This window comes from Bradyrhizobium sp. 2S1 (assembly GCF_011516625.5).
GTDB lineage: Bacteria > Pseudomonadota > Alphaproteobacteria > Rhizobiales > Xanthobacteraceae > Bradyrhizobium > Bradyrhizobium septentrionale.
The window spans coordinates 4,143,037-4,169,839 of the sequence record NZ_CP147717.1; the positions used below are offsets into that span (position 1 = coordinate 4,143,037).

General features: G+C 63.9%; 24 protein-coding genes. 19 read left to right on the forward strand and 5 right to left on the reverse strand.

Going from position 1 to position 26,803, the window contains the following annotated elements; genetic code table 11:
* Position 1 precedes the first annotated feature (1 nt).
* The gene (locus HAP54_RS19545) at positions 2 to 928 is read right to left on the reverse strand and encodes an alpha/beta fold hydrolase (protein ID WP_166302849.1); all 927 of its coding nucleotides are present in this window, start codon (positions 926 to 928) and stop codon (positions 2 to 4) included.
* Positions 929 to 1,052: 124 nt separating this feature from the next.
* On the opposite strand from HAP54_RS19545, the gene HAP54_RS19550 reads away from it, so the two are divergent.
* The 7 genes from HAP54_RS19550 to HAP54_RS19580 all read left to right on the forward strand — a co-directional run bounded on the left by HAP54_RS19550 (position 1,053) and on the right by HAP54_RS19580 (position 9,565).
* Positions 1,053 to 1,958, forward strand: coding sequence for a LysR substrate-binding domain-containing protein (locus HAP54_RS19550; protein ID WP_166302852.1), 906 nt, complete (start codon positions 1,053 to 1,055; stop codon positions 1,956 to 1,958).
* A 179-nt stretch (positions 1,959 to 2,137) separates the two neighbouring features.
* Entirely contained in the window at positions 2,138 to 4,186 is a 2,049-nt protein-coding gene (locus HAP54_RS19555) for an elongation factor G (protein ID WP_166302855.1), read from the forward strand.
* A gap of 127 nt (positions 4,187 to 4,313) precedes the next feature.
* Positions 4,314 to 6,356, forward strand: a complete 2,043-nt coding sequence (locus HAP54_RS19560) for a WG repeat-containing protein (RefSeq protein ID WP_166302858.1) — start codon at positions 4,314 to 4,316, stop codon at positions 6,354 to 6,356.
* A gap of 84 nt (positions 6,357 to 6,440) precedes the next feature.
* Positions 6,441 to 7,082, forward strand: a complete 642-nt coding sequence (locus HAP54_RS19565; RefSeq protein WP_166302861.1) for a YoaK family protein — start codon at positions 6,441 to 6,443, stop codon at positions 7,080 to 7,082.
* 31 nt (positions 7,083 to 7,113) lie between these two features.
* Positions 7,114 to 7,956: a shikimate dehydrogenase gene (locus HAP54_RS19570; RefSeq protein WP_166302864.1), complete on the forward strand. Its 843-nt coding sequence runs from the start codon at positions 7,114 to 7,116 to the stop codon at positions 7,954 to 7,956.
* A gap of 116 nt (positions 7,957 to 8,072) precedes the next feature.
* Complete coding sequence (locus tag HAP54_RS19575) at positions 8,073 to 8,651, forward strand: hypothetical protein (protein WP_414646224.1); 579 nt, start codon at positions 8,073 to 8,075, stop codon at positions 8,649 to 8,651.
* Between the two features lie 305 nt (positions 8,652 to 8,956).
* A complete protein-coding gene (locus tag HAP54_RS19580) occupies positions 8,957 to 9,565 on the forward strand; it encodes a hypothetical protein (protein ID WP_166302870.1) in 609 nt (202 codons plus the stop codon).
* An 89-nt stretch (positions 9,566 to 9,654) separates the two neighbouring features.
* Here the strand turns inward: HAP54_RS19580 and HAP54_RS19585 are convergent, their stop codons facing one another.
* Both HAP54_RS19585 and HAP54_RS19590 read right to left on the reverse strand, forming a co-directional pair.
* Positions 9,655 to 10,719, reverse strand: coding sequence for an IS630 family transposase (locus HAP54_RS19585; protein ID WP_166204319.1), 1,065 nt, complete (start codon positions 10,717 to 10,719; stop codon positions 9,655 to 9,657).
* Positions 10,720 to 10,917: 198 nt separating this feature from the next.
* Positions 10,918 to 12,054 (reverse strand): alpha-hydroxy acid oxidase, encoded by a 1,137-nt coding sequence (locus tag HAP54_RS19590; protein ID WP_166302873.1) that lies wholly within the window; start codon positions 12,052 to 12,054, stop codon positions 10,918 to 10,920.
* Positions 12,055 to 12,230: 176 nt separating this feature from the next.
* Here HAP54_RS19590 and HAP54_RS19595 point away from each other — a divergent pair, with 176 nt between their 5' ends.
* The 3 genes from HAP54_RS19595 (at position 12,231) to HAP54_RS19605 (ending at position 15,445) form a co-directional block, all read left to right on the forward strand.
* On the forward strand, positions 12,231 to 12,416 hold the full coding sequence (locus HAP54_RS19595; RefSeq protein WP_166302876.1) for a hypothetical protein: 186 nt from the start codon (positions 12,231 to 12,233) through the stop codon (positions 12,414 to 12,416).
* A 216-nt stretch (positions 12,417 to 12,632) separates the two neighbouring features.
* Positions 12,633 to 13,979 (forward strand): phosphoglucosamine mutase, encoded by a 1,347-nt coding sequence (glmM, locus tag HAP54_RS19600; protein WP_166302879.1) that lies wholly within the window; start codon positions 12,633 to 12,635, stop codon positions 13,977 to 13,979.
* Positions 13,980 to 14,101: 122 nt separating this feature from the next.
* Positions 14,102 to 15,445, forward strand: a complete 1,344-nt coding sequence (locus tag HAP54_RS19605) for an IS1380-like element ISBdi2 family transposase (RefSeq protein WP_166296351.1) — start codon at positions 14,102 to 14,104, stop codon at positions 15,443 to 15,445.
* A 222-nt stretch (positions 15,446 to 15,667) separates the two neighbouring features.
* Here HAP54_RS19605 and HAP54_RS19610 read toward each other — a convergent pair whose 3' ends face one another.
* Positions 15,668 to 17,002, reverse strand: coding sequence for an IS1182 family transposase (locus HAP54_RS19610; RefSeq protein ID WP_166202952.1), 1,335 nt, complete (start codon positions 17,000 to 17,002; stop codon positions 15,668 to 15,670).
* 352 nt (positions 17,003 to 17,354) lie between these two features.
* Between HAP54_RS19610 and HAP54_RS19615 the strand changes: the two genes are divergently transcribed.
* The 9 genes from HAP54_RS19615 (at position 17,355) to serA (ending at position 25,712) form a co-directional block, all read left to right on the forward strand.
* Positions 17,355 to 18,611 (forward strand): MFS transporter, encoded by a 1,257-nt coding sequence (locus HAP54_RS19615; protein WP_312022828.1) that lies wholly within the window; start codon positions 17,355 to 17,357, stop codon positions 18,609 to 18,611.
* A 295-nt stretch (positions 18,612 to 18,906) separates the two neighbouring features.
* Positions 18,907 to 19,758: an outer membrane beta-barrel protein gene (locus HAP54_RS19620; protein WP_166302882.1), complete on the forward strand. Its 852-nt coding sequence runs from the start codon at positions 18,907 to 18,909 to the stop codon at positions 19,756 to 19,758.
* Between the two features lie 180 nt (positions 19,759 to 19,938).
* Positions 19,939 to 20,760, forward strand: a complete 822-nt coding sequence (locus tag HAP54_RS19625; RefSeq protein ID WP_175619457.1) for an outer membrane protein — start codon at positions 19,939 to 19,941, stop codon at positions 20,758 to 20,760.
* A 72-nt stretch (positions 20,761 to 20,832) separates the two neighbouring features.
* Positions 20,833 to 21,423, forward strand: a complete 591-nt coding sequence (locus tag HAP54_RS19630; RefSeq protein WP_166302885.1) for a glutathione S-transferase family protein — start codon at positions 20,833 to 20,835, stop codon at positions 21,421 to 21,423.
* Positions 21,424 to 21,441: 18 nt separating this feature from the next.
* Positions 21,442 to 21,912 (forward strand): GNAT family N-acetyltransferase, encoded by a 471-nt coding sequence (locus HAP54_RS19635; RefSeq protein ID WP_166302888.1) that lies wholly within the window; start codon positions 21,442 to 21,444, stop codon positions 21,910 to 21,912.
* Positions 21,913 to 22,096: 184 nt separating this feature from the next.
* Positions 22,097 to 22,309 carry a hypothetical protein gene (locus tag HAP54_RS19640; protein ID WP_166302891.1) on the forward strand — a complete coding sequence of 71 codons (213 nt, stop codon included), beginning with the start codon at positions 22,097 to 22,099 and terminating at the stop codon, positions 22,307 to 22,309.
* A gap of 78 nt (positions 22,310 to 22,387) precedes the next feature.
* Positions 22,388 to 23,560, forward strand: a complete 1,173-nt coding sequence (locus HAP54_RS19645) for a phosphoserine transaminase (RefSeq protein ID WP_166302894.1) — start codon at positions 22,388 to 22,390, stop codon at positions 23,558 to 23,560.
* A 2-nt stretch (positions 23,561 to 23,562) separates the two neighbouring features.
* A complete protein-coding gene (locus tag HAP54_RS19650) occupies positions 23,563 to 24,045 on the forward strand; it encodes a hypothetical protein (protein WP_166302897.1) in 483 nt (160 codons plus the stop codon).
* Between the two features lie 77 nt (positions 24,046 to 24,122).
* Positions 24,123 to 25,712, forward strand: a complete 1,590-nt coding sequence (gene serA, locus HAP54_RS19655) for a phosphoglycerate dehydrogenase (protein ID WP_166308073.1) — start codon at positions 24,123 to 24,125, stop codon at positions 25,710 to 25,712.
* A 155-nt stretch (positions 25,713 to 25,867) separates the two neighbouring features.
* Here the strand turns inward: serA and HAP54_RS19660 are convergent, their stop codons facing one another.
* On the reverse strand, positions 25,868 to 26,791 hold the full coding sequence (locus HAP54_RS19660) for an acetamidase/formamidase family protein (RefSeq protein WP_166302900.1): 924 nt from the start codon (positions 26,789 to 26,791) through the stop codon (positions 25,868 to 25,870).
* Between the last annotated feature and the right edge of the window lie 12 nt (positions 26,792 to 26,803).

Genomic DNA, 26,803 nt, shown 5'->3' on the forward strand with positions numbered 1-26,803 from the left:
CTCAAGCTGCACCGTTTTGTATTCCGCCGAAGAAGCTGCGGGCTTCCTCGGCAACCACCTCGGGCGCCTCGGCGTGGACATAGTGCCCGGCCTCGACGAACCTGATCGAAGGTTCGGTCCAGTATTGATCCAGCCGGTCCGACCATTCCGGCGCGATCAGCGGATCGCGGCGGCCCCAGAGAAAGCGCGACGGGATTTCGATGCGCGGCTGCGCCGGCAGCCTGCCTTCCAGCCAGCGCCGGCGATTGGGTGCCGACGAGAGATACCAGTCGAAGCCGCCCTGGATGTTGCCGGGCTTCATGAAGTTATCGACATAGGCTTCCAGCAGGTCGCCGAACACGGCGGAATTGTCGCCCGACCAGTGATCGAGGAAGTGGCGGAAATAGAGTCGGCATGACTCGCGCGAGCTTCCGACCAGTTGCGCCGCCCATGGCAGCTGCTGGAAGTATTGATACCAGACTTCGATCAGGTGACTGGGCTGGCCGTAGCGGTTGCCGAGGCCCGGATAGGGCGTGCACAGATAGAGCGTACCCGTCAGCCGCTGCGGCTGACGATGCGACATCGCCTGCATGACATAGGCGCCGAGATCGCCGCCGATCACGCCGAAGCTGTCGTGACCGAGCGCATCCATCACCGCGAACATATCCAGCGCGTGGCGCTCCGCGGTGGCGGACGCATCCGGGCCAGCCGCCGGCTTGCCGGTGTCGCCGCAGCCGCGCAGGTCCGGCGCGATCAATTCGAAACTGTCGCTGAGACGCAGCATCACCGGACGCCACACCAGCCAGAATTCCGGCCAGCCGTGCAGCAGGAGCAGCGGCGGGCCCTTGCCGAAGCGCGCGACGTTGACGCTGATATCGCCGATATCGATCTTCTCCTGCGCGATGCCTGCCGCGGCCGCTTCCGCGAAAGCCTTTTCCAGCGCCGTCATTAAGACCTCCTGTGGTTCGCCGCAGGCTGTCCGCGTTCGCTTCTCCGGTCCAATATTCGTTCGATACGGTAGCAGAGCTATTGCGTATGACCGTAGGCGCCGGCCGCCGTGCTATACCGCCGGCATGGAATTGCGACACCTCAGATATTTCGTGGCGCTCGGCGAGGAATTGAATTTCACGCGCGCAGCCGAGCGGCTGCACATCGCGCAACCGCCGCTGAGCCAGCAGATTCGCCAGCTCGAGGACGAACTCGGCGTGACGCTGCTGCAGCGGAATAACCGTCCTATCAGGCTCACCGAGGCCGGCGAGCTGTTTCTTGCGCGCGCCCGTGTGTTGCTCGCCAATTTCGAGGACGCGGTTGCCGATACCAGGCGCGTCGGCCGCGGTCAGGCTGGAAAGCTCGCGATCGGATTCGTCGGCTCCGCAATGTTTGCCGGCCTTCCCGATATTATCAGTAGCTATCGCGACGCGTTTCCCGATGTCGAGCTCGTGCTTGACGAGATGCTGGCGGCCGAGATTGCCGAGGCGCTGCGGCGGCGCCGGATCGACGTCGGCTTCGCACGCCCGGCGCTGCTGGCCGAGGCGGGGCTCGCCCAGCGTCTCATCCTCGATGAGCCCTATGTCGCAGCGCTGCCGCGCGCGCATCCGCTCGCGGCGCGGGATGACATCGCGCTCGCCGAATTGTCCGACGATGCCTTCGTGCTCTATCCGGCGCGGCCGGAGCCGTCGGTCACCGGCCTGATCGTGACCGCCTGCCAGGCTGCGGGATTCACGCCGCGTCTGGCGCAGGAGGTGCTTCATCTGCAGACCGCGATCGGTCTGATCGCAGCCGGCGTCGGCGTGTCGCTCGTTCCGGAGGCCGCGGCACGCGCGCAGACCGGTCGCGGCGTGGCTTACGTTCCGCTTGCCGCACCGGCGGTGATGGCACCGCTCACGATCGCATGGCGTGATGAAGACGTCTCGCCTGCCGTGCAGCGCCTGCTCGACATCGCGACGCGCTGGCGCGAGACAGCGGCGGCACCGGCCTAAGGAACTGGCGCACCGGATACGTTCGTCCGGACAATAGTGGTAATTCCCGCCGTCGTGGCCATGGTTAAACGACGCCGCACCGCAGCGACGTTTTCCCGCTTGCCAAACGCGAAACGCAGGCAGAGCATGAATGGTCGCCGACCCAATCATGGGCCGAGCTCCAAAACGAGGAGGCGGCAATGGGACAAGACGTCAGAAGTCCCCGAGGTCCACGGTGCATCGCACTGGTGGGCCCTTTCCAAAGCGGTAAAACCACACTTCTGGAAGCGATCCTGGCGCGTACAAGCGCCATAAAGACTGCCGGCAGCGTCGACGCCGGAACTTCCGTCGGCGATGCCAGCCCCGAGGCGCGTCAGCACAAGATGGGCGTAGGCCTGACCGCCGCCACCACCACCTTCATGGGCGACAGCTACACCTTCATCGATTGTCCCGGCTCGATCGAATTCGCGCACGACATGCGTGCCGCGCTGCCGGCCGTCGATGCCGCGGTCGTGCTCTGCGAAGCCGATGAGAAGAAGCTGCCGCAGCTGCAGATCATCCTGCGCGAGCTCGAGGAGCTCGGCATTCCCCGTTTCCTGTTCCTGAACAAGATCGACCGCGCCAACAAGCGGGTCCGCGAGACGCTTGCGACGCTGCAGCCGGCCTCGCGCGTGCCGCTGGTGCTGCGCCAGATCCCGATCTGGAACGGCGATCTGATCGAAGGTTTTGTCGATCTCGCGCTGGAGCGCGCCTTCGTCTATCGCGAGCACAAGCCGTCGGAGGTGGTCGCGCTGGAAGGCGGCAATCTCGACCGCGAGAAGGAAGCGCGCTTCTCGATGCTGGAGAAGCTCGCCGATCATGACGATGCGCTGATGGAGCAGTTGCTGGAGGATATCCAGCCGCCGCGCGACGCGGTGTTCGACGATCTCGCCCGCGAATTGCGCGAAGGGCTGATCTGTCCGGTGCTGCTTGGCGCGGCGAGCCGCGAGAACGGCGTGCTGCGCCTGATGAAGGCGTTGCGCCATGAGGCGCCCGGCGTCACCGAGACCGCTAGCCGGCTCGGCGTCAAGGATCAGAAGGACGCGCTGGCCTATGTGTTCAAGACCGTTCATCTGCAGCACGGCGGCAAGCTGTCGCTGGCGCGCGTGCTTGCGGGCCGGCTCGACGACGGCGCGACGCTGCAATCCTCAAGCGGCGAGACCGGGCGCATCTCCGGCATCCTCGCGGTCTCGGGCACGCATGACAGCAAGCGGCCGCAGGCCGAGGCCGGCGAGACCGTCGCGCTCGGCAAGCTCGACGCGATCAAGACCGGCGATACGGTCTCGAGCGGCAAGACAGCCCCGGCCTCGCTGGTCAAGGTCGAGCCGGTGGCGGCGGTGCTGTCGATCTCGATCGCCGCGACCGACCGCAAGGACGACGTCAAACTCGGCCAGGCGCTGCTGCGGCTCAACGAGGAGGATCCCTCGCTGACGATGATCCAGAACCCGCGCACCCACGACACCGTGCTGTGGGGGCAGGGCGAGATGCATCTGCGGGTGGCGCAGGAGCGGCTCAAGGACCGCTACGGCGTCAACGTCAAATCGCATCCACCGGCGATCGGCTACCAGGAGACCATCCGCAAAGCCATTACCCAGCGCGGCCGGCACAAGAAGCAGTCCGGCGGCCACGGCCAGTTCGGCGATGTGGTGCTCGACATCAAGCCGAAGCCGCGCGGCTCAGGCTTCGAATTCCACGAGAAGGTGGTCGGCGGCGCGGTGCCGCGCAACTATATCGGTGCGGTGGAAGAGGGCGTCGTCGACGCGCTGGCGCGTGGACCGCTCGGCTTCCCCGTGATCGACCTCGATGTCACGCTGACCGACGGCTCCTATCACAGCGTCGACTCGTCCGATCTCGCTTTCCGCACCGCGGCGCGGGTCGGGGTCAGCGAAGGGTTGCCGCAGTGCCAGCCGGTGCTGCTGGAGCCGATCCATCTGGTCGAGATATTCTGTCCGAACGAGGCGACTGCCAAGGTCAACGCGATCCTGTCGGCGCGCCGCGGCCAGATCCTCGGCTTCGACACCCGCGAAGGCTGGAGCGGCTGGGATTGCGTTCGCGCCACGATGCCGGAATCCGAGATCGGCGACCTCATCGTCGAGCTGCGCTCGGCCACCGCCGGCGCCGGCACGTTCACCCGCCAGTTCGACCGCATGGCCGAAGTGACGGGCCGCGCCGCCGACCAGATCATCGCCGCGCATCGCGACGCGGCGTGATGATGTGATCTCATCCCGGGCGCGCCAAACGCGCGCCCGGGACCCAAGGTCAACGTTCGATCCTGCTGAAAATCGGCCTGCTACGATGTGCAATTACACATTGTAAAGCGGCCGACACTGTCTTGCCATGGATTGCGCCTACGTCCTCGGTCGCCGTTTGGACGGTGAGGGCAAGGCAGTGCGGGTGTGCTGGAAATTTGCCGGGTTGGCTAGCGTGATGCTGGTGCACGGCGCACTTGCGCAAGACAGGCCGATGGAATTGACGCCCGCCGGCAAAGCCAATTTGCAGGCCACGATCGCGCAGGATGGCCGGCCACTCTTGGGCCGCTCCGGGCCTAGCCAGCCGATGACTTTCCCTCTCGCGACGTGCATGTTTCCTGGCGGCCTGTGTGGTGCGGTCCACCGCGACGGCACGGTCGCGGTCTTTCCGCGGTACGACTGGGTCGGCACATTCTCGGATCATCGGGCCGCTGTCCGCATCGGCGGTCTCTACGGCATCATCGACGAGGACGGCCGCGAAATCGTCAGGCCGCAATACCGCATCGTCGACGATTACAAATTCGGCTTCGCGCAGGTCGATGTGGACGGAAAGTCCGGCCTGATCGACGAGGACGGCAGGATGGTGGTCGAGCCGAAATATGGGTTCATCCGCGCGATCGGTCCGGACCGTTTTGCCGTATCAGAAGATCGACGGCTTGGCGGAATGCCTGGCGGGGAGGATTTTTCCAATAGCAGGATCGGCTTCGGCGGACTGAGCGACGCTATCTTCGAACCGATGCTGACCGACGTCATCGACATCCAGGGCCGACTGATCGAGTCGCGCAAGCTGCCGATTCCTTGGTTCGACAAGGACGATCCGTCACTCCGCTGGGTGCAAAAGGAGAAGCTTTGGGGGCTGGCACGGGCCGATGGAAGCTGGCTCGTCGAGCCGAAATTCCAGCAGGTGGATGCGTTGAAGAACGGGCTCGCGCGGGTGACGCTCAACGGCAAGATCGGCTTTATCGACCGTACCGGGAGCTTCGCCATCGAACCGGTGTTTGATAAGGCCTGGTGGTTCGTACCGGGTTTCGATCGCACGTCGGCCGAGCGCGACGGCAGCTTCGGCGTGATCGACAAATCCGGCACATGGATATTTCAAACGCACTATCAGCAGATTCATTTTGCTATCAACTACGATCACCCCGCCACTGTGTTCGGCTGGCACTTCAGGACGGCCGACCGGTGGGGGCTTCTGGACCTTGATGGCCACGTGGTCATCGGCGCCGAATTCGATCAGCCGATCCAGCAATGTGCCGATGGCCGGCTCGACGCCTACAAGAACAAGGAATGGCTCTACTTCAAAGCGGATGGCAGCCCGCTGCAGCCGCCGGACGGAAGGATTATCGACGCGTCATGCGGCGCGCCGCCCCCGTACGTTCTGAAAATCGGCGACAAATTCCGTTTGGTGGATGCTGACTCAAGCCCTGTGACGCCCGTGCTCTACGACGCGATCTTCGGAGCTGGACGAGACGTCAAGAATGCCAAGCTCGATGGCAAATGGGGACGCCTTGGTCCCGATGGACGTTGGGTGCTCGAACCCAAATTCGACTACCTCTCAACCGGCACCGATCTCTTCGTTGCATCGATCGATGGCAAGCGCGGCTTCATGCGCTCGGACGGATCATGGCTGATCGCGTCGAAATTCGATGCTGCCGCGCTGCGTCGCGACAATGCTACTGCTTTCGTGACGCTTGCCGGCGCGACCGGCGTGCTGCGGCTTGCGGATCAATCCTGGGCCATTCCGCCGCGGCCGGGCGTTCTGTGCGATGTCAGTATCAGCCACGTGATCATGTCCGAAGCCGCGGGCAAGCGCGCGATCCTGTCGCAAACCGGGGAGACCTGGATCGATGTTGGTGCCGAGCGGGTTGGGGCCAACCTCGATTTCGGCCTTGTGACCTTTCTCAGGAACGGCAAATGGGGGCTGGTCGACACCGCTGGGCAGGTCATGGTCGAGCCGCAGTACGACGAGCCGGTTTATTTCATGCCGCGCCAGCGCGGCGTGGCGTGGGCCAAGCACGACGGCAGATGGTGCGCCATCGACCGGCACGGTCACCCGGTCCCGGGCATCGCCTGCGCCGACACCAACCCCCTGGGTCGAGATGACCGCTTCGCGTGCAAGGTCGAGCGCTAACGATCACGCCCCAAGGGGGCGTGATCGTTGGCAGATGGCCCGAGGCCGCTAGCCTTGCGTCCCTGATGGGGGCGCAAGGACATCATGCTTGAATCCCGCCGTAACCTGGCGCTGGCCTGCGCGCTCAGCGCGCTGGCCGGCTATGTCGACGGCATCGGCTACCTGCATCTCGGCGGGCTGTTCGTCTCCTTCATGAGCGGCAACTCGACGCGGCTTGGCGTGACGCTGGCCGCGGGGCATTGGCAGCACGCCCTGGAGGCGCTGGAGCTGATCGTGCTGTTCGTCGTGGGTGCCGCGGCCGGCAGCCTGATCGTGCTCAGCCGCATCGGCCATCGCCAGCCGCTGATCCTGCTCGGCGAGGCCTTGTTGTTGACGGCGGCCGCCTATGCCTATGCCTATGGCCTGCCGAACGCCGCGGTCGCCGCCATCGTGCTGGCGATGGGGCTCGAGAACGCCGTATTCCAGCTCGAAGGCGGCGCCGGGCTCGGCCTCACCTATGTCACCGGCGCGCTGGTCAAGGCCGGCCAGCTGATCGCCGCCGCGCTGACCGGCGGAGCCGGCTGGGCCTGGCTGCCGAACCTCCTGCTGTGGGCGGCGCTGGTCGCAGGCGCGCTTGCCGGCGCATTGGCCTACCACTGGATCAACCTTGCCGCGATCTGGTTTGCCGCGGGCACGGCGCTCGGGCTCAGCGTGCTGGTTGCCGCAACCGCGAAGCGGACGGATTGACAGCGCGGCTGCCTTGGCCGATGTCACGGCCATGACATCATCAAGCAAAACCCGCGCCGCGTGCCTGATCGGCTGGCCGGCGGCGCATTCCCGCTCGCCGCTGATCCATCGCTACTGGCTGCGTACGCTCGGCATCGAGGGCGGCTATGTGATCGAGGCGGTGCCGCCGGAGGATTTCAAGGATTTCCTGTTCCGCCTGTCGCTGCGCGGCTTCGTCGGCGCCAACGTCACCATCCCGCACAAGGAGCAGGCGCTGGCGCTGTCGGCGCCGGACGAGCGCGCCCGCGCCGTCGGCGCCGCCAACACGCTGTGGTTTGCCGATGGCGAGCTGCGCTCGACCAATACCGATGTCGAAGGCTTCATCAACAATCTCGACGCCTGCGCGCCCGGCTGGGACAACACCGAGGATGCGCTGGTGCTCGGCGCCGGCGGCGCGGCGCGTGCGGTGGTGTTCGGCCTGATCGAGCGCGGCATCAAGCGCGTGCATCTGGTCAACCGCACCATCGACCGCGCTCGCGCGCTGGCCGATCAGTTCGGTGCGCGCGTTCATCCCGCGACGTGGGACACGGTCGGCGATCTGCTGCCGCGAGCCGGGCTGCTCGTCAACACGACGTCGCTCGGCATGCACGGCCAGCCCGCGCTCGAGATCGATGTCGGCCTGTTGCCGCAAGGCGCGGTTGTGACCGATCTTGTCTATGTGCCGCTGGTGACGCCATTGCTTGCGGCGGCTCAGGCGCGCGGCCTGAAGACCGCCGATGGCCTCGGCATGCTGCTGCACCAGGCGGTGCGCGGTTTCGAATTGTGGTTCGGGCAGCGTCCGCAAGTGACGCCGGAACTGCGTGCGCTCGTTGAAGCCGATCTCACAAAGACTTGAGGCCTGGAATAGCGTGATACGGCTGGGGTCAGTGTTACATCACCTGCGCCCCTCCCGGAGATCCCCCAATGTCTGCCAGCCGTTCCTCGCTCATTCGCCCGTTCATTGCATTCGCGATGGTGACGGCGTCCACGCTCTACGCACTCGCGCAGCAGCCGCCGACGCCGACGCGGGTGCGTGGAACCGTCGAAAGCGTCGATGGCGATACGCTCGAGGTGAAGTCGCGCAGCGGCGAAGACGTCAAGCTCCACATGGCGAGCAATATGCTGGTGCTCGGCCTCACCAGGATCGCGCTGTCCGACATCAAGGTCGGTTCCTTCATCGGCACGACCACGGTGCCCGGGCCCGATGGCGTGCCGAAGGCGGTCGAGGTGCATGTCTTCCCGGAGCACATGCGCGGCACCGGCGAAGGCTCGCGGCCCTATGATCTGAAGCCGAACAGCAGCATGACCAACGCGACCGTCGCGCAATCCGTGGTCAGCAATGACGGTCATACCCTGATGGTCAAGTACAAGGACGGCGAGAAGACGGTGGAGGTCGCGCCCGATACGCCTGTCGTGACCTATGTTCCCGGCGACAAGGCGGACCTCAAGGCCGGCGCCAAGATCATCGCCTTCATGAAGAAGCTGCCCGATGGCTCGCTCGAAACCGACCGCGTCAGCGTCGGCCGCGACGGCCTGACGCCGCCAATGTGACCTTAAGAACCCTCTCCCCCTGTGGGAGAGGGTCGCTTCGCGCAGCGAAGCGGGGTGAGGGTTCTGTCTCCGCGGATAGAGACCCCTCATCCGTCGCGGACTGCGTCCGCGCCACCTTCTCCCACAAGGGGAGAAGGGAAGAGCGCGCGTGAACATGTTCGTGATCGAAGTAACAGACTCCTTATCCGGTACGTAGTTGTCGAACGAGGCACCTCTCCCGCAAAGGGAGGGTGACTCGAGACGCGCGGAATACCATCATTTCCCCGGTGTTCCTGACTCCGCCAGCCAAACCCATGAGGGACATCATGCCGAAATCGACGCTATTCGCCGCATTGCTTCTCGTTGCCTTTGCCTCGACCGCATCGGCGCAGCAGTCGCCGACGGTGCGCATTCGCGGCACCATCGAGGCCGTCGACGGCGCCATGCTGTCGATCAAGTCGCGCGACGGCGCCGACATGAAGGTGCGGACGACCGACAACGTCGCGGTGTTCGGCGTCGCCAAGACCGATCTGTCGCAGATCAAGCCCGGTTCCTATATCGGCGTCACCGCGATGCCCGAGCCCGACGGAACGCAGAAGGCGATCGCGGTTCACATCTTCCCGGAAAACCAGCGTGGCGCCGCCGAAGGCTTTCGTCCCTGGGACCTGCGTGCCAACTCGACCATGACCAACGCCACCGTCGCCGAAACGGTGGAGGGCACCGACGGCCAGAACATCACGGTGAAATACAAGGACGGTGAGAAGAAGGTCGTGGTGCCGCCGGGCACCCCGGTCGTCACTTTCGTCGCCGGCGACAAAGCGGAGCTGAAGCCGGGCGCCAAGATCATCATCTTCGGCGCGGCGAAGAAGGAGGACGGCACCCTGGAAGCCAACCGCGTCAATGTCGGCCGCGACGGAATCGCACCGCCGATGTGACGCGAAGCGTCATCCCGGGGCGATGCGCAGCATCGAGCCCGGGATATCGAGCGACAAACTCCGTTGTCGTCTCGGTCTAGTACCCAGAATCAGAGCTGAGTGATACGGCGGCCTTTGAAACGGCGTTGACGGACCTTTTTCTTGGTCCAGACGAAGGGCTCGGCTCTGTCGTTGTATGCGTTGACGTAGGCATCGATGTGCTCCTGAAGCTGCGTGAGGCTTGTGAAGGAGGTGCCGCTGAGCGACTGCCCCTGCAAGATCGAAAACCATACCTCGACCTGATTGAGCCAAGACGCACTTGTCGGCGTGAAATGAAATTGCACGTTGGGGTGGGCCTTGAGCCAATGCTCGTTCTTCTTGTGGGTGTTGAGGTTGTCGAGGATGACGTGAAGCTTCCGGTTCGGAAAAGCCGCGGTGACGCTGTTCATGAAGTCGAGAAACTCGACGCGGCGTCGGCGTTTTGAATGCGCCGCGATGATCTTTCCGGTGGCGACTTCGAGCGCCGCAAACAATGTTGTGGTGCCATGCCGCTTGTAATCGTGGCTCTGGCCGGTCAAGGCGCGGCCATTGGGCAACTTCAGATAACCCTGCGCTCGCTCCAAAGCCTGGATCGAGGGCTTCTCGTCCACGCACAGCACAATGGCCTTCGCGGGCGGGGCGACATAGAGGCCGACAACATCGGCGGCTTTGGCCGTAAAGTTCGGGTCGTTGCTCTCACACCAGGACTTACGAGCCGCGAGGTCAATCTTGTGGCTGCGCAGGAACCGCCAGACATATTGGACGTCAACATCGCCCAGCGCCCCGGCCAGCAGGGGCCCGGTCCAGCGTGCGAACCCGTCCGGCGGCGGCTTGTCCAGCAGCTTCAGAATCCGCTTGTCGGTGGCCTTCGTATAGATTGGCTGCTTGCCCGGTCGCGGCTTGTCTTGCAGCCCTTCAAGGCCTTGGTCGGCATAGCGATGCCGCCAAAGGCTGACAATCCGCGGCTGGACCCCAACTTCCTTGGCGATCGACCGAGTGCTGCGTCCATCCGCCGCCAACAGAACTATCCGCGCCCGCTTCAAATCGCGCTGCAACGTCACCGGGGAGCGGCAACACGCCTCAAGCACCTTGCGATCTTTCCTCGAAAGGTGGACTTCTCTTGCTTCGGGTATCATCCCGACCTTGAATCACGACTCACGCTTTAAGAACAGTAGGTACTAGTGCGCGATTGCGCACGGGAGCCGGGACCCATAACCACCGATGGTTTTTGTTGAGATAAGCTGTGGCCACAGTCGTGTTCTAATCTTGCACGGCTGTGGTTATGGGTCCCGGCCTGCGCCGGGACGACGCTTGTGGGCCGGATGGCGATTGCCTCACACCGCCAGCACGTGATCGTCGATCTCGGCGATGGTGTTGACGCCGCACAGCCCCATCGTGGTGGTGAGCTCCTTGCCCAGGATGTCGAGCGCCTTGGCGACACCTTCCTGGCCGCCGGCGCCGAGGCCGTAGGCATAGGCGCGGCCGATCATGCAGGACTTGGCGCCGAGCGCCAGCGCGCGCATCACGTCCATGCCGGTGCGGATGCCGCCGTCGAACATGATCTCGAGCTTCGAGCCGACCTCGTCGACGATCTCCGGCAGCACCTCGATCGAGGACGGTGCGCCGTCGAGTTGGCGGCCGCCATGGTTGGACACCACGATCGCCTGTGCGCCGGTCTTGGCGGCGAGCTCGGCGTCCTCGACATCGAGGATGCCTTTGAGGATCAGCTTGCCCGGCCAGATCGAGCGGATCCAGTCGATGTCCTTCCAGTTCAGCGTGGTGTCGAACTGCGATGCCGTCCATTCCGACAGCTTGGTCAGATCCTCGGTGCCTTTGACGTGACCGACGATGTTGCCGAAGCTGCGGCGCTTGCCGCGCAGCACGCCGGCGACCCATGACGGCTTGCTCGCGAAGTCCAAGAGCTTCGACAGCGACCATTCCGGCGGCACCGTCAGGCCGTTCTTGATGTCCTGGTGGCGCTGGCCGATCACCTGCAGGTCGACGGTCAGCACCAGCGCCGAGCATTTCGCCGCGATCGCGCGCTCGATCAGCGACTTGATGAAGCCGCGGTCCTTCATGACGTAGAGCTGGAACCAGAACGGCTTGTCGACGGCAGCCGCGATGTCCTCGATCGAGCAGATCGACATCGTGCTCTGGGTGAAGGGAATGCCGGCCGCCTGCGCCGCGCGGCAGGCGTAGATCTCGCCGTCGCCATGTTGCATGCCGAGCAGGCCGACCGGCGCCAGGATCAGCGGCATCGCGGCCGGCTCGCCCAGGATCGTGGTCGCCAGGGTCCGCTTCGAGACATCGACCAGGATGCGCTGGCGGAACTTGATCTGCTGCAGGTCCTCGGAATTGGCGCGCAGCGTGTCCTCGGTGTAGGAGCCGCGGTCCGCATAATCGAAAAACGCCTTCGGCACCCGGCGCTTGTGCAGCTGGCGCAGATCTTCGATGCAGGTAATGTGCTTCATGGACGTTCCCGGCCCTTCTTCTATGTCGCAAGTTGTATGCAGCGAAGTCTTGATCCAGCGAACTCTTGCGGCTGTTCGCGCTTGCCGTCATCTAGCATGGTTGGATGGCCTGCCAAATCCAAGACGAATGCCAAGACGAATGCCAGGATGAATGCCAAGACGGATGGGAGAGCACGATGACGCAATCAGGCTCTAAGCCGAACTCCAAGCCGAAAGCAGACGACAACGCCGAGAAGCGCCGGCTCGACGAGGCCCTGGAAGAGGGGCTGGAGGAGACGTTTCCCGGTTCCGACCCCGTCAATGTCACCCAGCCGGCCCCCAGCAAGGGCGACCAGCACGTCAAGCGAGGCGGCAAGGGTTAGGGCCGGCCCGCGTTTTACGGGATTGCGGTTAAGGAGAGAATGTTATATTTTTTAGTGTCTTAAGCTCGAACCATAGGGTTCGATGGCGGTAATGATTCATCATATTTTTTGAAGTCATCTTAGCGCCTGACAGTCTATAAGGCCGATGCACGCTAGACTGGTGGGCGTTCGGGACTCTCTCGCCGGGTGGTTCGAGAGGTCCGTGTTGGGGGTACCATGAGCCGCAAATATTTCGGGACCGATGGAATTCGGGGCCGCGCCAATGGGCTGATCACGCCGGAGCTCGCGCTCAAGGTGGGGCAGGCCGCAGGATTGGTGTTTCAGCGTGGCGACCATCGCCATCGCGTCGTGATCGGCAAGGACACGCGGCTGTCCGGCTACATGATCGAATACGCCATGGTCGCAGGCTTCACCTCGGTCGGCATGGACGTGCTGCTGGTCGGCCCGATGCCGACGCCGGCGATCGCGATGCTCACCAAGTCGATGCGCGCCGATCTCGGCGTCATGATCTCGGCGTCGCACAATCTCTTCGAGGACAACGGCATCAAGCTGTTCGGCCCGCAGGGCTTCAAGCTCTCCGACGATGTCGAGAAGCAGATCGAGCAGCTGCTCGACGAATCGCTCGACCGTCGCCTGGCGCAGAGCGCAAGCCTCGGCCGCGCCCGCCGCATTGACGGCGTCCATGACCGCTACATCGAATTCGCCAAGCGCACGCTGCCGCGCGATCTCTCGCTCGACGGCCTGCGCGTCGTGGTCGATTGCGCCAATGGCGCCGCCTACAAGGTGGTGCCGGAAGCGCTGTGGGAGCTCGGCGCCGACGTGGTGCCGATGGGCGTCGAGCCCGACGGCTTCAACATCAACAAGGAATGCGGCTCCACCTCGCCGGAAGCGCTGTCGCGGAAGGTGCGCGAGATGCGCGCCGACATCGGCATCGCGCTCGACGGCGACGCCGATCGCGTCATCCTGGTCGACGAGCGCGGCCACATCGTCGACGGCGACCAGCTGCTCGCGGTGATCGCGCAGAGCTGGAAGGAAGAGGGACGCCTCTCCAAGCCCGGTATCGTCACCACCGTGATGTCCAATCTCGGGCTGGAGCGCTTCCTGCAGGGCCTCGGGCTGCAGATGGTCCGCACCCCGGTCGGCGACCGCTACGTGCTCGAGCAGATGCTGAGCGGCGGCTACAATCTCGGCGGCGAGCCGTCCGGCCATATCATCATGTCGGATTATTCGACGACCGGCGACGGCTTCGTCGCCGCGCTGCAGGTGCTGGCCGTGGTGCAGAAGCTGCGCCGCCCGGTGTCGGAGATCTGCCGGCGTTTTGACCCATTGCCGCAGATCCTGAAGAACGTGCGCTATCGCAGCGGCAAGCCGCTCGACGACGCCGAGGTCAAGTCCGCGATCACCGACGGCGAGAAGCGTCTCAACGGCCATGGCCGCCTGCTGATCCGTCCCTCCGGCACCGAGCCGGTGATCCGCGTCATGGGCGAGGGTGACGATCGCATCCTGGTGGAAGAGGTCGTCGACAACATCGTCAGCGCGCTCGGCCACGCCGCGGCGGCCTAGCCCGTCTTATTCGTCAGAGTGCGCCTGAGAGGCTGGCGAGCGTGGTGTAAAGCGCTGATGCGGCGTAGGATTCGGTTGCAAAGCCAACCCCATCACCTTCAGCCGCGAACACCAGGCCCGCCATGACCGATGATACGATTCTGCCCTTCTCGTTTCCAGCCGTTCACGCCAAGAAAGTCACAGCTGCCTTCGATGGCGGTCGGCTGACCTCGAACGGGGGCGTGATGCTTCTGGCGATGGCCGAGCGGCGTCTCGGCTTGGCCGACAATTTGGCCCGGGTGTTCCCGGATCGGCGCGATCCGACGCGGGTCGTGCACAGCCTTGTCGATATGTTCCGCGCGCGCATGTTCGCGATCTGCTGCGGCTACGAGGACGCCGACGACCTCGATCATCTGCGGTCCGATCCCGCATTCAAGCTGGCCTGCGGACGGCTGCCGGACACGGGTCGCGATCTGTGTTCCCAACCGACGCTGTCGCGGCTGGAGAATGCTCCGCGCCTGCGCGACGTGATCCGACTGACCTACACTTTGGTCGACGCATGGATGGATAGCTACCCGCGCGAGCCGGCATCCGTCACGCTCGACATCGATGATACCTGCGATGTCGTCCACGGCCATCAGCAGCTCTCGCTGTTCAACGCTCATTATGACGAACGCTGCTTCCTGCCGATCCACGTCTACGACACGGAGAAGAGCCGGCCCGTGGCGGTCGTGCTGCGGCCCGGCAAGACGCCGGGCGGCGTCGAGGTGCGTGCCCATCTGCGCCGCCTGATACGGCATATCCGGACGCGGTGGCACAACACGCGAATTACGTTCCGTGGCGACGGGCACTATGCTCGGCCGGAGGCCATGACGTGGTGCGAGACCAACGGCATCGACTACATCTTCGGTCTGTCCGGCACCAAGCCGCTCGCCAGAAAAGTCGACGAGGCCGCCGACGACATCCGCACGCGACGCGCCATCGAGAACCTGCCGGTTCTGCGTGGCTATACCGAGACGCGCCACAAGGCCAAGTCCTGGGATCGCGAACGGCGTACCGTCGCCCGTATTGAGGCGACGATGCTCGGCCTCGACATCCGTTTCGTCGTCACCAGCCTCGATGTCGGCTCGGCCGAGTGGATCTACGACAGCCTGTATTGCGCGCGCGGCCAAGCCGAGAATCTGATCAAGCTGCATAAGACACAGCTCGCCTCCGATCGCACCAGCTGCCGTTCGGCGCTCGCCAATCAAGTCCGCCTCGTTCTCCACACCGCCGCTTATTGGCTGATGCTGACCGTGCGCGACGCGATTCCCAAAGCCCGGGAATTGGCCACAGCCGAGTTCGCGACGCTGCGTCTTCGTCTCTTGAAACTCGCTGCCCGTGTGGTCGAGACCACGAGCCGCATTCGCCTTGCGTTTGCCGCGGCATGTCCCGAAGCCGACCTGATCCGCGGCTTGCCAGGCGCGCTGCTGCCGCTCGGTCCTTGACCGGCGGGGCGTCCGCCCCCCGTTCGCCCAACCCATCCCTCAAGCGCGTTGCAAAGTACGGGTCGTCAGGCGGTGAAAAGCCGAAGGCAATCCCGCGCGCCTCGTCAGAGCAGATGTGCGGCCACATCAATCGGACTAAAAAAAGCACTCTCACGAATAGGACGGGCTAGGAGCCCGTCCAGATATGTTTTCGTGACGGGCATTTGTTGTAGAGTAGCAGGCTCAGGCTGCGTTTGCGAGGTTGAACAGCTTGAGGAGGTTATGGACGGTGCAGATCATTGTCCACTCGGCGCGCACTTTCTCGATGCCCCGCAACAGGAACTGGCGGAAGCCTCTTGCCTGTTTGATCTGCCCGAACACCGGCTCCACCACTTGCTTTCGCAATCGGTAGGGTGTTTCGAAGCCGCCATCGTCGATCTTCTTTCGCATGGCCTGTGTCAGCGGGCCGCCGACTTTTCCGTTCGCTACTGTCGGGTGCTTGGCGCGTCCGGGCGCGACATAGCCATCGATGCTGCGTGTGTCGAGCGCTTCGAGATTGGCTTCGCTGCAGTAGCCGGAATCCGCTGAGGCCTGCCGCGGCTTGCGGCCAAGATTGCTCTCGATGGCCTCGATCAGGGGCACCAACTGGCCCTGATCGCTGCCGTGCTGGGTCAGTTCTTGCGCGACAATGATCTGGGCATGTGCATCGACGGCCGCCTGGGCATTATAGGCCTGAACGAAGCCATCCTTCGACTTCATGATGCGGCTTTCCGGATCGGTGAAGTTGCGTTGCGCCTTGGGATTGGGTTCCTCCGATGGCAGCGCCGCCGGTTTGCCCGGCTTCTTGCGGCCTTCGGCCTGGCGCTGCTGTTCCTTTTCGGCCTCGATGCGGCGCTCTTCCTCCGCCGCCAGTTTGGCGTCCGCTTCCAGCGCCGCCATCGCTTGCTGGATCTTCGCCAGCCGTTTCTGCTTGTCGACGGTCCAGTCCGGCAGTTCGTCGCTGTTGCCGAAAGTCTCATCCTCCGAGGCATCCGCCGCCTCGGCGGCCGCCAGCATGCGAGCGACCTCGGCCTTCAATTCCGCCTCGCGCTTCTTCATGCGCTCATAACTCATCGCCTTGTGTTTCGACGCGTTCGCCTTGATCTTCGTACCATCCAGCGCGACATGACCGAGCTTGACCAGCCCGGCCGTCTCGCACAACTTCAGAACCTGCACGAATAGCGCGCCGAGCGCCTTCAAATGTCGCTTGCGAAAGTCGCTGATCGTCCGAAAATCCGGCGCATCCAGCGCCACGATCATCACAAAATCGTTCCGCTCCCGGCAGGCCTTGGCAATCCGACGCGACGAATACAGCCCACTCGCATAGCTATGCAGCAGCAGCGCCACCATCATCCGCGGATCAAACGGCGGCTGCCCAAGCCCGCTCACATAGCTGCCCATGATCTCCCTGAGATCGAGGCTCTCCCGCACCAGATCAACCATAAACCGCGAGACATGGCCTTTCGGCACGAAGTCCTGCACATTCGGCGGCAGAAGCAGCGTCTGATCGATGTTCCAAGGCCGAAAATACTTGCTCATCGCCCAATGTTGAATCAGACCCGACCAGATTTGAACAGCGACTATCCAGACAAGCTCCTAGTCAATCGATCGACGAACGCCGCTCCAGCCTCGCCCCGCGTGCGGGGAGAGGCCGGAATTCAAGCTGCGCTTGAATTTCGGGTGAGGGGGCTCTCCGCGAATCCAGCTTTCACCGTCCGTCCTGAAACAGCCCCTCACCCCAACCCTCTCCCCGTGAAGAACGGGGAGAGGGAGCAGGCTTTCGTCGCGGTTCACACAGCGCATCGCTGCTATCGGCTAATGCAACTGGTCCGCCTGACCTCCGCGTCGTACGACACGGAGGTATTTCTGCGAATCCGTCCGGGAAAAATCCGTGAACAAGCCCGTCGTGAGCGAACAGGCACTGGGCGAACCGGTGCTGGTGCCCGAGTTGCCGCGCTCGCTGGCCGCGAAGGCGGCTGCCGCGGGACCGGCCTATGTCGTGCTCGCCGGCATCAGCTTCTCGCACTTCCTCAACGACACGATGCAGTCGCTGATCGCCTCGGTCTATCCGATCCTGAAGGACAATTACGCGCTCGACTTCGCGCAGATCGGCATGATCACGCTGGCGTTCCAGTTCACCGCCTCGCTGCTGCAGCCGCTGGTCGGTCATTTCACCGACAAGAAGGCGCAGCCGTTCTCGCTTTCGATCGGCATGGGCTTCACCTTCTTCGGGCTGTTGCTGCTCAGCGTCGCGCATAGTTACGGGATCATCCTGATCGCCGCCTCGCTGGTCGGATTGGGCTCCGCGGTGTTTCATCCGGAATCGTCGCGCATCGCGCGGCTGGCGTCAGGCGGTCGTTACGGCTTCGCGCAATCGGTGTTCCAACTCGGCGGCAGTTTCGGCACCTCGATGGGACCGGTACTGGCCGCGTTGATCGTGGTGCCGTTCGGCCAGCCCTCGATCGCCTGGTTCTCCTCGATCGCGTTCCTCGCCATCGTGATCCTCTGGCGCATCGGCGTCTGGTACAAGCCGCAGATATCAGGCAAGAAGGCGGCCACCATCGCGCGGCATCCTGACCATCCAGATCAGCGCCGCGTGATGCTTGCGCTGATTGTGCTGGTCGCGCTGCTAATCTCCAAGCAGCTCTATGTCTCGAGCCTGTCGAGCTACTACATCTTCTATCTGATCGACAGGTTCGGCGTCTCGACGCAGGCGGCGCAGCTCTATCTGTTCATCTTCCTTGCCGCCAACGCCGTGGGCGCGTTCATCGGCGGCCCGCTCGGCGACCGCTTCGGCCGCAAATACGTGATCTGGTTCTCGATCCTCGGCGCGCTGCCGTTCACGCTGGCGCTGCCCTATGCCGGCCTGTTCGCAAGCGCCGTGCTGACGGTCGTGATCGGCCTGATCATCTCGTCGGCGACCTCGGCGATCATCGTGTTCGCGCAGGAACTGATGCCGCACCGCTTCGGCATGATCTCCGGCGTGTTCTTCGGCGTCGCGTTCGGCATCGGCGGTCTTGGCGCCGCGGTGCTCGGCAAGCTCGCCGACCACACCTCAATCGCCTTCGTCTATCAGCTGTGCGCATTCCTGCCGGCGATCGGCCTGCTCGCGGTGCTCCTGCCGAAGATGCCGAAGGCTGCTCGCTGAACCTCTGTCGCGAGGCCCCCGCATTAAAGCGTTCGCTGACGCACGCGGCCTGCGTGCGCCGCTAACGGCGCGCAATCATCAACGCTTCATTAGCACTTGTGGCAGGATCGCCATCTTTCGCTGCTGCACGCGCGTATTGATGGACCCATAAGCACCAGCCGCAGAAAAAGGTCAGAGAAAATCAACCTTAAAAATTAGGGTTAAGTGCCGCTTAAACATTTGCTGGCATCGTCCGCCGTGAGTTTCAGACGTGGGGCTTTCGTGTCGCCTCACTTGGCCCAAAAGGACGAAGCCAATGCGTAGCGTAAAGACCCTGATTGCCGCAGGCGCGGCATCCCTGCTGTCGTCGGTGGCGTTCGCTGCCGACATGCCGATCATGCCGCCGCCCCCGATGGCGTATGCTCCCCCGCCGGTCCAGGATTTCGGCGGCTGGTATCTGCGCGGCGACATCGGCGTGACCAACACCAAGGCCAGGCTGCACGTCAACGCGTACGACACGCTGCCGGCCGGCACCGTGTTCAATCAGTACGGCACCGGCTTCGACAGCGGCATGCTGTTCGGCATCGGCGTCGGCTATCAGTTCAACAGCTGGTTCCGCGCGGACATCACCGGTGAGTACCGCTCGAAGGTCAGCTTCAACGGCACCGACTTCTTCACGTTCCCCGGGCCGAGCTCGCTGGGCGACACCTATCATGGCGGCATGCAGAGCTGGGTCGGCCTCGTGAACGTCTACGCTGATCTCGGCACTTGGGGATGCTTGACCCCGTTCATCGGTGCCGGTGTCGGTGCCGCGACGATCAAGACCTCGGCCTTCTCGGACATCGCCACGTTCCCGAGCGGGTCTGGCCTGACCAGCTCCTTCATCGCCGACGGCGCCACGAAGACCAACTTCGCCTGGGCCGTGCATGCCGGTGTCGCCTACAGGGTCACCAACAACTTCACGGTCGAACTGGCCTATCGCTACCTCGACATGGGCACCGCCGGCCAGGGCCAGGGTCACTTCTTCGACGGCACGCCGGCCGGTCCCTCGAGCTTCCAGTACCGCGACATCACCTCGCAGGACGTGAAGCTCGGCGTGCGCTTCGCCTTGCCCTGCTGCGACGCGCTGCCCCCGCCGCCGCCGCCCCCGCTGATCCGCAAGGGTTAATTTCGAGCCTTCACGGTTAACGATTGCAACGGCGCGGGACCATCCCGCGCCGTTTTTCTTTGCCGCGCGACGTCACGAGCTTCTGCAACTTGGGTGGTCGAAAGCGTGCGACGACAACGATTGGTTAAGGTTAACAGGCGATGATCAGCGCGCATTCGATGAGTGGGATGGAGCGTTGCGATGCGTAGGTTCTTGCTGGCGGCGATGATGATGGGCGCGGTGACGGCTGCGCACGCGGCCGATCTGCCGGACTTCCCGGTTCTGCGCGGCGGCTTCAGCGATGCACCCAGCGCACCCGTCAACTGGCGGGGCTTCTACATCGGGGGCCAGGGCGGCTACGGTTCGTCCGATGAGAATTTCAGCGGCACGAATGCCAACATGCTCGCGGCCCTGCTCGATCACAACGTGATCCAGCAGATGGACGTCTCGAACTGGAATCTCGGGCTCGGCAAGGCGTCCCAACGCTCGGCGGCCTATGGTGCGTTCGCCGGCTACAACTGGCAATACGACGACGTCGTGGTCGGCATCGATGCGAGCTACATGCACGGCAAGTTCGGCGGCTCGTCCACCGCGAGCAAGGAATTGGTCAGCGGCACCGCGCTGACCGACACCCTGTTCCACGACGTGCGCGTCGATTCGTCAGCGGCGATCCAGATCAACGACATGGCGACGATCCGCGGCCGCGCCGGCTACGCCTGGGGTTGCTTCCTGCCGTATATCTTCGGCGGCGTTGCGTTCGGCAATGCCGACATCTCGCGCTCGGTCACGGTTCACGACGCCGTCAGTGCCACCATCTCGGGGCCGTTCACGCCGCTGGCGACGTTGAACGCGAACGACGTCCAGCATAATCACCTGGTGTACGGCTACACCGGCGGTCTCGGCTTCGACGTCAATATCACGGGCGGGCTGTTCATGCGCGCGGAGTGGGAATACGTTCGCTTCACGTCGACCGTCGACACCACCATCAATACAGTGCGCGCCGGTCTCGGTTACAAGTTCTGAGGCCAAGCCGCGCGGCTTGACAGTGCATGGCGTGACTGGTCGGATATCGCTCCGCAAGCGGAGCGACCTCACATGAAAATCCTCGGCGATTCCAATTCAGGCAATTGCCTGAAGGTGAAATGGGTGTGCGACAAACTGGCGCTGCCCTACACATGGGTCGAGATCGACACCATGAAGGGCGGCAGCCGGACGGCGGAATTCCTCAAGCTCAACGGTTGGGGGCAGGTGCCGACGGTGGAGCTGGATGACGGCCGCACGCTCGCGCAATCCAACGCCATCATCCGCTACCTCGCGCGCGGCAGCGACCTGATCCCCGGCGATCCCTATCGCGCGGCGCAGATGGATGCCTGGATGTTCTGGGAGCAGAACAGCCACGAGCCCTATGTCGCGGTCTGCCGGTTTCAGACCGTGTATCTCGGCAAGGCCGTTTCCGAGATCGATCCGAACCTGTTGAAGCGCGGCTATGTGGCGCTCGATCATCTGGAACGGCATCTTGCGGCGACGCAATTTTTGGTCGGTGATGCGTTCTCGCTCGCCGACGTTTCGCTGCTTGCCTATACGCGGGTCGCGGAGGATGGCGGCCTCGCGCTCGAACGCTATCCCGTCATCCGCCGCTGGATCTCCGATGCCGAGCGCGTGCTCGGCCTGCCGCCGGCCCGCTGACCTCTGGTGAAGATCGATATGACTGAAGCCTCATCCATCACGATCCGCCGTGCCCGCCGCGAGGATGTCGCGGTCATCGTCGGCATGCTGGCGGACGATCCGCTCGGCCGCGCGCGCGAGCGGATCGAGGATCCGCTGCCGCAAAGCTATTACGAGGCCTTCGCGCGGGTCGAGCGCGATCCCAACCTTCAGCTCGTGGTCGCCGTCGACGGCGAGGGCACCGTGGTCGGCTGCCTGCAGCTCGCGGTGCTGCCGGGCATCAGCTCGCAGGGCGGCTCGCGCGGCTTGCTCGAGGATGTCCGCGTCGCAACCCATTGCCGCAGCCGCGGCATCGGCGAGCAGCTGGTGCAGTGGGCGGTCGCGGAAGCGCGTGCGCGAGGTTGCATGCTCGTCGAGCTCTTGACGCATCACACACGCGTCGATGCGCAGCGCTTCTATGAGCGACTCGGATTCGCGCGCAGCCATGTCGGCATGACGTTGCGCTTCTGAGACGTTGCACTTCTGAAATGTGTGCGCGAAGTTGTGCCATCCACATGGCAATGCCTGCGGTAGCTGTTGCTCCGCTATCCGGTTAACAGCCAATAAACTAAGCCGGCCTCCGCGAATTTACGGGTCGGAACGAGTCCGCTATGTCGGACGTCTCCCACGGGGGCGCGGGCAACTGGGGATTTCGATGTCGGATTATTCGATCGTGCGGGTCGGCAACGAGTACATCGTGCAGGCCGGCGAGAAGAGCATTTTGAAAATATCGAGCCGGCGCAGGGCGGTTAAGATCATGACTCTCGCGGCAGATTTGCTCGATCAGGAGACGGTGCAGCAGGTCGAGGACTCCCCATCAATCAGCCGTGATCCCCCCATCGTTCCGGACCCTTCTGAACTTCCTTGACGTTTGGGCGCCCGTCCACTATCTCCGGCAGCGGGAAACCTCTCCCCACCGAGAGGCAGCTATCTGGAAGGGTAGATTATGACTGCAGCGAAGCCCGCTTCGCGGCCTGATGTGCCGCATTTCTCCTCCGGCCCCTGTGCCAAGCGCCCCGGCTGGAACCCCAACAATCTGAAGGACGCCGCGCTCGGCCGCTCGCATCGTGCGAAGGTCGGCAAGGCCAAGCTCAAGCTCGCGATCGAACTGACGCGTGAAGTGCTTGAAGTGCCTGCCGATTACAAGATCGGCATCGTGCCGGCGTCGGACACCGGCGCGGTCGAGATGGCGCTGTGGTCGCTGCTCGGTGCGCGGCCCGTCACCACGCTCGCCTGGGAATCCTTCGGCGAGGGCTGGGTCAGCGATATTGTCAAGGAATTGAAGCTGAAGGACGTCACCAAGCTGAACGCGGCTTACGGTGAAATCCCCGATCTCGCCAAGGTCGATCCCGCGTCGGACGTCGTCTTCACCTGGAACGGCACCACCTCCGGTGTGCGCGTTCCGAACGCCGACTGGATCAGCGCAACCCGTGAAGGCCTGACGATTTGCGACGCGACCTCGGCCGCCTTCGCGCAGCCGCTCGATTTCGCCAAGCTCGACGTCGTCACCTTCTCCTGGCAGAAGGCGCTCGGCGGCGAGGCGGCGCACGGCATGCTGATCCTGTCGCCGCGCGCGGTGGAGCGGCTCGAGACCTACAAGCCGGCCTGGCCGCTGCCGAAGATCTTCCGCCTCACCAAGGGCGGCAAGCTCAACCAGGGCATCTTCGAGGGCGAGACCATCAACACGCCGTCGATGCTCTGCGTCGAGGATTATCTCGATGCGTTGAACTGGGCGAAGTCGATCGGCGGCCTGAAGGCGCTGATCGCGCGCGCCGACGCCAACACCCAGGCGCTCGCCGACTGGAAGGCGAAGACGCCCTGGATCGACTTCCTGGCCAAGGATCCCGCGATACGCTCCAACACCTCGGTGTGCCTGAAGTTCACCGATCCCGCGATCACCTCGCTTCCATCAGATGCGCAGGCCGACTTCTGCAAGAAGCTGGTCGCGCTGGTGGAGAAGGAGAACGCCGGCTTCGACTTCGCGTATTACCGCGATGCGCCGGCCGGCCTGCGGATCTGGTGCGGCGCCACCGTCGAGGCAAAGGACGTCGAGCTGCTGACGCAGTGGATCGACTGGGCCTTCGCCGAAACCAAGGCAGCGTTGCCCAAGGCGGCCTGACGATGTTCGCCAATCCGCTGACCGAAAGGCTCGCGGATTTCATCTGCGGCATCGGGATCGACGTGCGTCCGGCGCACTTGCCGGACGCGACGTTCCTGCCCGGACTTCGCATCAGTGGCGGCGTCATTTTCGTCGATGAGGAGAAGCTCGCTCATCCCGGCGATCTCCTGCACGAGGCCGGTCATCTCGCGGTGACCGATCCGTCGATGCGGAACACACCGGAGGTGGCAACGCCGTCGGACGGCGACGAGATCGCGGCCATTGCCTGGTCCTACGCGGCGGCGAAGCACCTCGATATCGATCCGGCGATCGTCTTCCACGAGCACGGCTATCGAGGCAGCTCGAAGGCCCTGGTCGCGGACTTCGACGCCGAACGCACCTTCGGTCAGCCGCTGTTGCAGTACTACGGCATGACCTTCGAAAAGCGGCAGGCCGCCGAGAACGGCGTCCCGCCATTTCCGTTCATGGTGCGCTGGCTGCGCTGACCGCCCGTGCATTCGTTGCAAGCAACCATTCAAGGGCCGCGGCTCGCGGCTTAACCGGACTGATCACAAGGATTGCAATCATGGCACCCAAAGTTCTGATTTCCGACGCGCTGTCTCCCGCCGCCGTGCAGATCTTCAAGGATCGCGGCGTCGAGGTCGACTTCCAGCCCAACCTCGGCAAGGACAAGGAAAAGCTCGCCGAGATCATCGGCAATTACGACGGTTTGGCGATCCGCTCGGCCACCAAGGCGACCGCAAAAATCCTCGAGAAGGCGACCAGGCTCAAGGTGATCGGCCGCGCCGGCATCGGCGTTGATAATGTCGAGATTCCGGCCGCGACCGCCAAGGGCATCATCGTGATGAACACGCCGTTCGGCAATTCGATCACGACCGCCGAGCATGCCATCACCCTGATGCTGGCGCTGGCGCGCGAGATCCCGCAGGCCGACGCTTCGACCCAGGCCGGCAAGTGGGAGAAGAACCGCTTCATGGGCGTCGAGATCACCGCCAAGACGTTAGGGGTGATCGGCTGCGGCAATATCGGCACGATCGTCGCCGACCGCGCGCTCGGCCTGCGCATGAAGGTGATCGCGTTCGACCCGTTCCTGTCGCCGGAGCGCGCCAAGGACATCGGCGTCGAGAAGGTCGAGCTCGACGACCTGTTGAAGCGCGCCGATTTCATCACGCTGCACACGCCGCTGACCGAGAAGACCCGCAACGTCATCGACGCGGCCGCGATCGCCAAGATGAAGAAGGGCGTGCGCATCATCAACTGCGCCCGCGGCGGCCTGGTCGACGAGCAGGCGCTGGTCGATGCGCTAAATTCCAAGCATGTCGCGGGCGCCGCCTTCGACGTGTTCGTCGAGGAGCCGGCGACCTCGAACGTGCTGTTCGGTCATCCCAACGTGATCTGCACCCCGCATCTCGGCGCGTCCACCACCGAGGCGCAGGAGAACGTCGCGCTGCAGGTCGCCGAGCAGATGTCGGATTACCTGCTGTCGGGCGCGATCTCGAACGCGGTCAACTTCCCGTCGATCACCGCGGAAGAGGCGCCGAAGCTGAAGCCGTTCATCGAGCTCGCCGAGAAGCTCGGCTCGTTCGCCGGCCAGCTCACCGAGAGCGGCATCCTCAAGACCCAGATCACCTATGAGGGCCACGTCGCCGAGATGAAGATCAAGGCGATCACCTCGGCGGTGCTCTCGGGCCTGCTGCGGCCGATGCTGGGCGAGGTCAACGTGGTCTCGGCGCCTGTTGTCGCCAAGGAGCGCGGCATGGTGGTGGACGAGGTGGTCCGCGCCGCGCAGAGCGACTATGAAAGCCTGATCACGGTCACCGTCACCACCGAGCGCCAGGAGCGTTCGGTGTCCGGCACCGTGTACGCCGACGGCAAGCCGCGCCTCGTCGACATCAAGGGCATCCGCGTCGACGCCGAGTTCGGCAAGTCGATGATCTACGTGACCAACGAGGACAAGCCGGGCTTCATCGGCGCGTTCGCGAGCCTCCTCGGCGATGCCAAGATCAACATCGCGACCTTCCATCTCGGCCGCGTCAAGCAGGGCGGCGACGCCATCGCGCTGGTCGAGGTCGACGGTGCGGTGCCGGCCGAGCTGCTTGCCAAGGTGCAGGCGCTGCCGCAGGTGAAGCAGGCCAAGGCGCTGACGTTTTAACCCGGTTCGGGCGACGCCGGGCCACAGGTCCGGCGTCGGCGGACGGTCTGCATGGACGTTTGCTTGTCCCGAGATGGTTTCGCCCTTCCATCGGGTTGCGTGAGCAGGCCCGACGGTATCGATTTCAGCGGCGAGGCTACGCGCGCTCCATGAGGTCACCCGAAGTATTTTCGGACGATGTTCTTATTCACCTTGCAGATATAGGTGTATTTCGGATTGACCACCTGCGTGCATCGCGCCTCCGCGATTTGACCGAGCAGCATGTAGCTTTCGGCTGCGGGTATCTTCCATTCGTCTTCAAGCCAGTAAACCATTTCTTCGAATGCAAGCCGCATGGCGTCTTCGAGCGGACGCGCACAGCCGAGCGTGCAGATGTGGGTTGGCGTTTCGATCCGGGGATGGTTCAGGCGCGCCGGAGCTTTTTCGAGCGACACTTTGACAGTGAGGGTGGCTGCGATCTCGATGGCGCCCATGCCGTTGCATTCCCCGTCCCCCTGGATTGCGTGGCAGTCGCCGAGGAACAGATGTGCACCGTCGGCATGGACCCGGAGCATGACGGTGTTGCCGGTGGTGATTTCCTGAACATCCAGGTTTCCACCGTGCGTGCCGTTGTCCACGGTGAGAACCGCGCCATGAAGCGGTGCGACTCCGATCACGCCTATCATCGGTTTGACCGGAAGTTTTAGATGCTCGTTCCAGTGCACAAGGCCATCCTTGACCTCGACAACACGCGTCTGGATGCCGAACTCCCTGCGGCGCACCCAGTCCGGGAACATACCGATGCCGGGCCACAGCGCCGTAAATCCAAGCCCCCCAACCTCCATGTTGACGATCTCGACCTTCAGCATGTCGCCGGCCTTGGCGCCGCGAACCTCGATGGGCCCCGTCGCCCCGTTGACGAACGGCATGGTGATGTCGGCTTCGATCAGTTGCTGCCCGAGATGACGGATCGTTCCGTCGTTGGCATTGATCGCGCATTCGACGACGAACGTTTCGCCGGGAGAGACGCTGGCAATGAAACGGTCCAGGCCCGACAGGGCATACTTGATATTGCCTTCTTTGGCGACGCGCTGCGACATCTCCACGTTCCT

What these genes read in the sequence shown, in the direction of transcription:
- HAP54_RS19545 (WP_166302849.1), bottom strand. Translation starts at nt 928, where the DNA reads ATGACGGCGCTGGAAAAGGCTTTCGCGGAAGCGGCCGCGGCAGGCATC.
- HAP54_RS19550 (WP_166302852.1), top strand. Translation starts at nt 1,053, where the DNA reads ATGGAATTGCGACACCTCAGATATTTCGTGGCGCTCGGCGAGGAATTG.
- HAP54_RS19555 (WP_166302855.1), top strand. Translation starts at nt 2,138, where the DNA reads ATGGGACAAGACGTCAGAAGTCCCCGAGGTCCACGGTGCATCGCACTG.
- HAP54_RS19560 (WP_166302858.1), top strand. Translation starts at nt 4,314, where the DNA reads ATGGATTGCGCCTACGTCCTCGGTCGCCGTTTGGACGGTGAGGGCAAG.
- HAP54_RS19565 (WP_166302861.1), top strand. Translation starts at nt 6,441, where the DNA reads ATGCTTGAATCCCGCCGTAACCTGGCGCTGGCCTGCGCGCTCAGCGCG.
- HAP54_RS19570 (WP_166302864.1), top strand. Translation starts at nt 7,114, where the DNA reads ATGACATCATCAAGCAAAACCCGCGCCGCGTGCCTGATCGGCTGGCCG.
- HAP54_RS19575 (WP_414646224.1), top strand. Translation starts at nt 8,073, where the DNA reads ATGGTGACGGCGTCCACGCTCTACGCACTCGCGCAGCAGCCGCCGACG.
- HAP54_RS19580 (WP_166302870.1), top strand. Translation starts at nt 8,957, where the DNA reads ATGCCGAAATCGACGCTATTCGCCGCATTGCTTCTCGTTGCCTTTGCC.
- HAP54_RS19585 (WP_166204319.1), bottom strand. Translation starts at nt 10,719, where the DNA reads ATGATACCCGAAGCAAGAGAAGTCCACCTTTCGAGGAAAGATCGCAAG.
- HAP54_RS19590 (WP_166302873.1), bottom strand. Translation starts at nt 12,054, where the DNA reads ATGAAGCACATTACCTGCATCGAAGATCTGCGCCAGCTGCACAAGCGC.
- HAP54_RS19595 (WP_166302876.1), top strand. Translation starts at nt 12,231, where the DNA reads ATGACGCAATCAGGCTCTAAGCCGAACTCCAAGCCGAAAGCAGACGAC.
- glmM (WP_166302879.1), top strand. Translation starts at nt 12,633, where the DNA reads ATGAGCCGCAAATATTTCGGGACCGATGGAATTCGGGGCCGCGCCAAT.
- HAP54_RS19605 (WP_166296351.1), top strand. Translation starts at nt 14,102, where the DNA reads ATGACCGATGATACGATTCTGCCCTTCTCGTTTCCAGCCGTTCACGCC.
- HAP54_RS19610 (WP_166202952.1), bottom strand. Translation starts at nt 17,002, where the DNA reads ATGAGCAAGTATTTTCGGCCTTGGAACATCGATCAGACGCTGCTTCTG.
- HAP54_RS19620 (WP_166302882.1), top strand. Translation starts at nt 18,907, where the DNA reads ATGCGTAGCGTAAAGACCCTGATTGCCGCAGGCGCGGCATCCCTGCTG.
- HAP54_RS19625 (WP_175619457.1), top strand. Translation starts at nt 19,939, where the DNA reads ATGCGTAGGTTCTTGCTGGCGGCGATGATGATGGGCGCGGTGACGGCT.
- HAP54_RS19630 (WP_166302885.1), top strand. Translation starts at nt 20,833, where the DNA reads ATGAAAATCCTCGGCGATTCCAATTCAGGCAATTGCCTGAAGGTGAAA.
- HAP54_RS19635 (WP_166302888.1), top strand. Translation starts at nt 21,442, where the DNA reads ATGACTGAAGCCTCATCCATCACGATCCGCCGTGCCCGCCGCGAGGAT.
- HAP54_RS19640 (WP_166302891.1), top strand. Translation starts at nt 22,097, where the DNA reads ATGTCGGATTATTCGATCGTGCGGGTCGGCAACGAGTACATCGTGCAG.
- HAP54_RS19645 (WP_166302894.1), top strand. Translation starts at nt 22,388, where the DNA reads ATGACTGCAGCGAAGCCCGCTTCGCGGCCTGATGTGCCGCATTTCTCC.
- HAP54_RS19650 (WP_166302897.1), top strand. Translation starts at nt 23,563, where the DNA reads ATGTTCGCCAATCCGCTGACCGAAAGGCTCGCGGATTTCATCTGCGGC.
- HAP54_RS19660 (WP_166302900.1), bottom strand. Translation starts at nt 26,791, where the DNA reads ATGTCGCAGCGCGTCGCCAAAGAAGGCAATATCAAGTATGCCCTGTCG.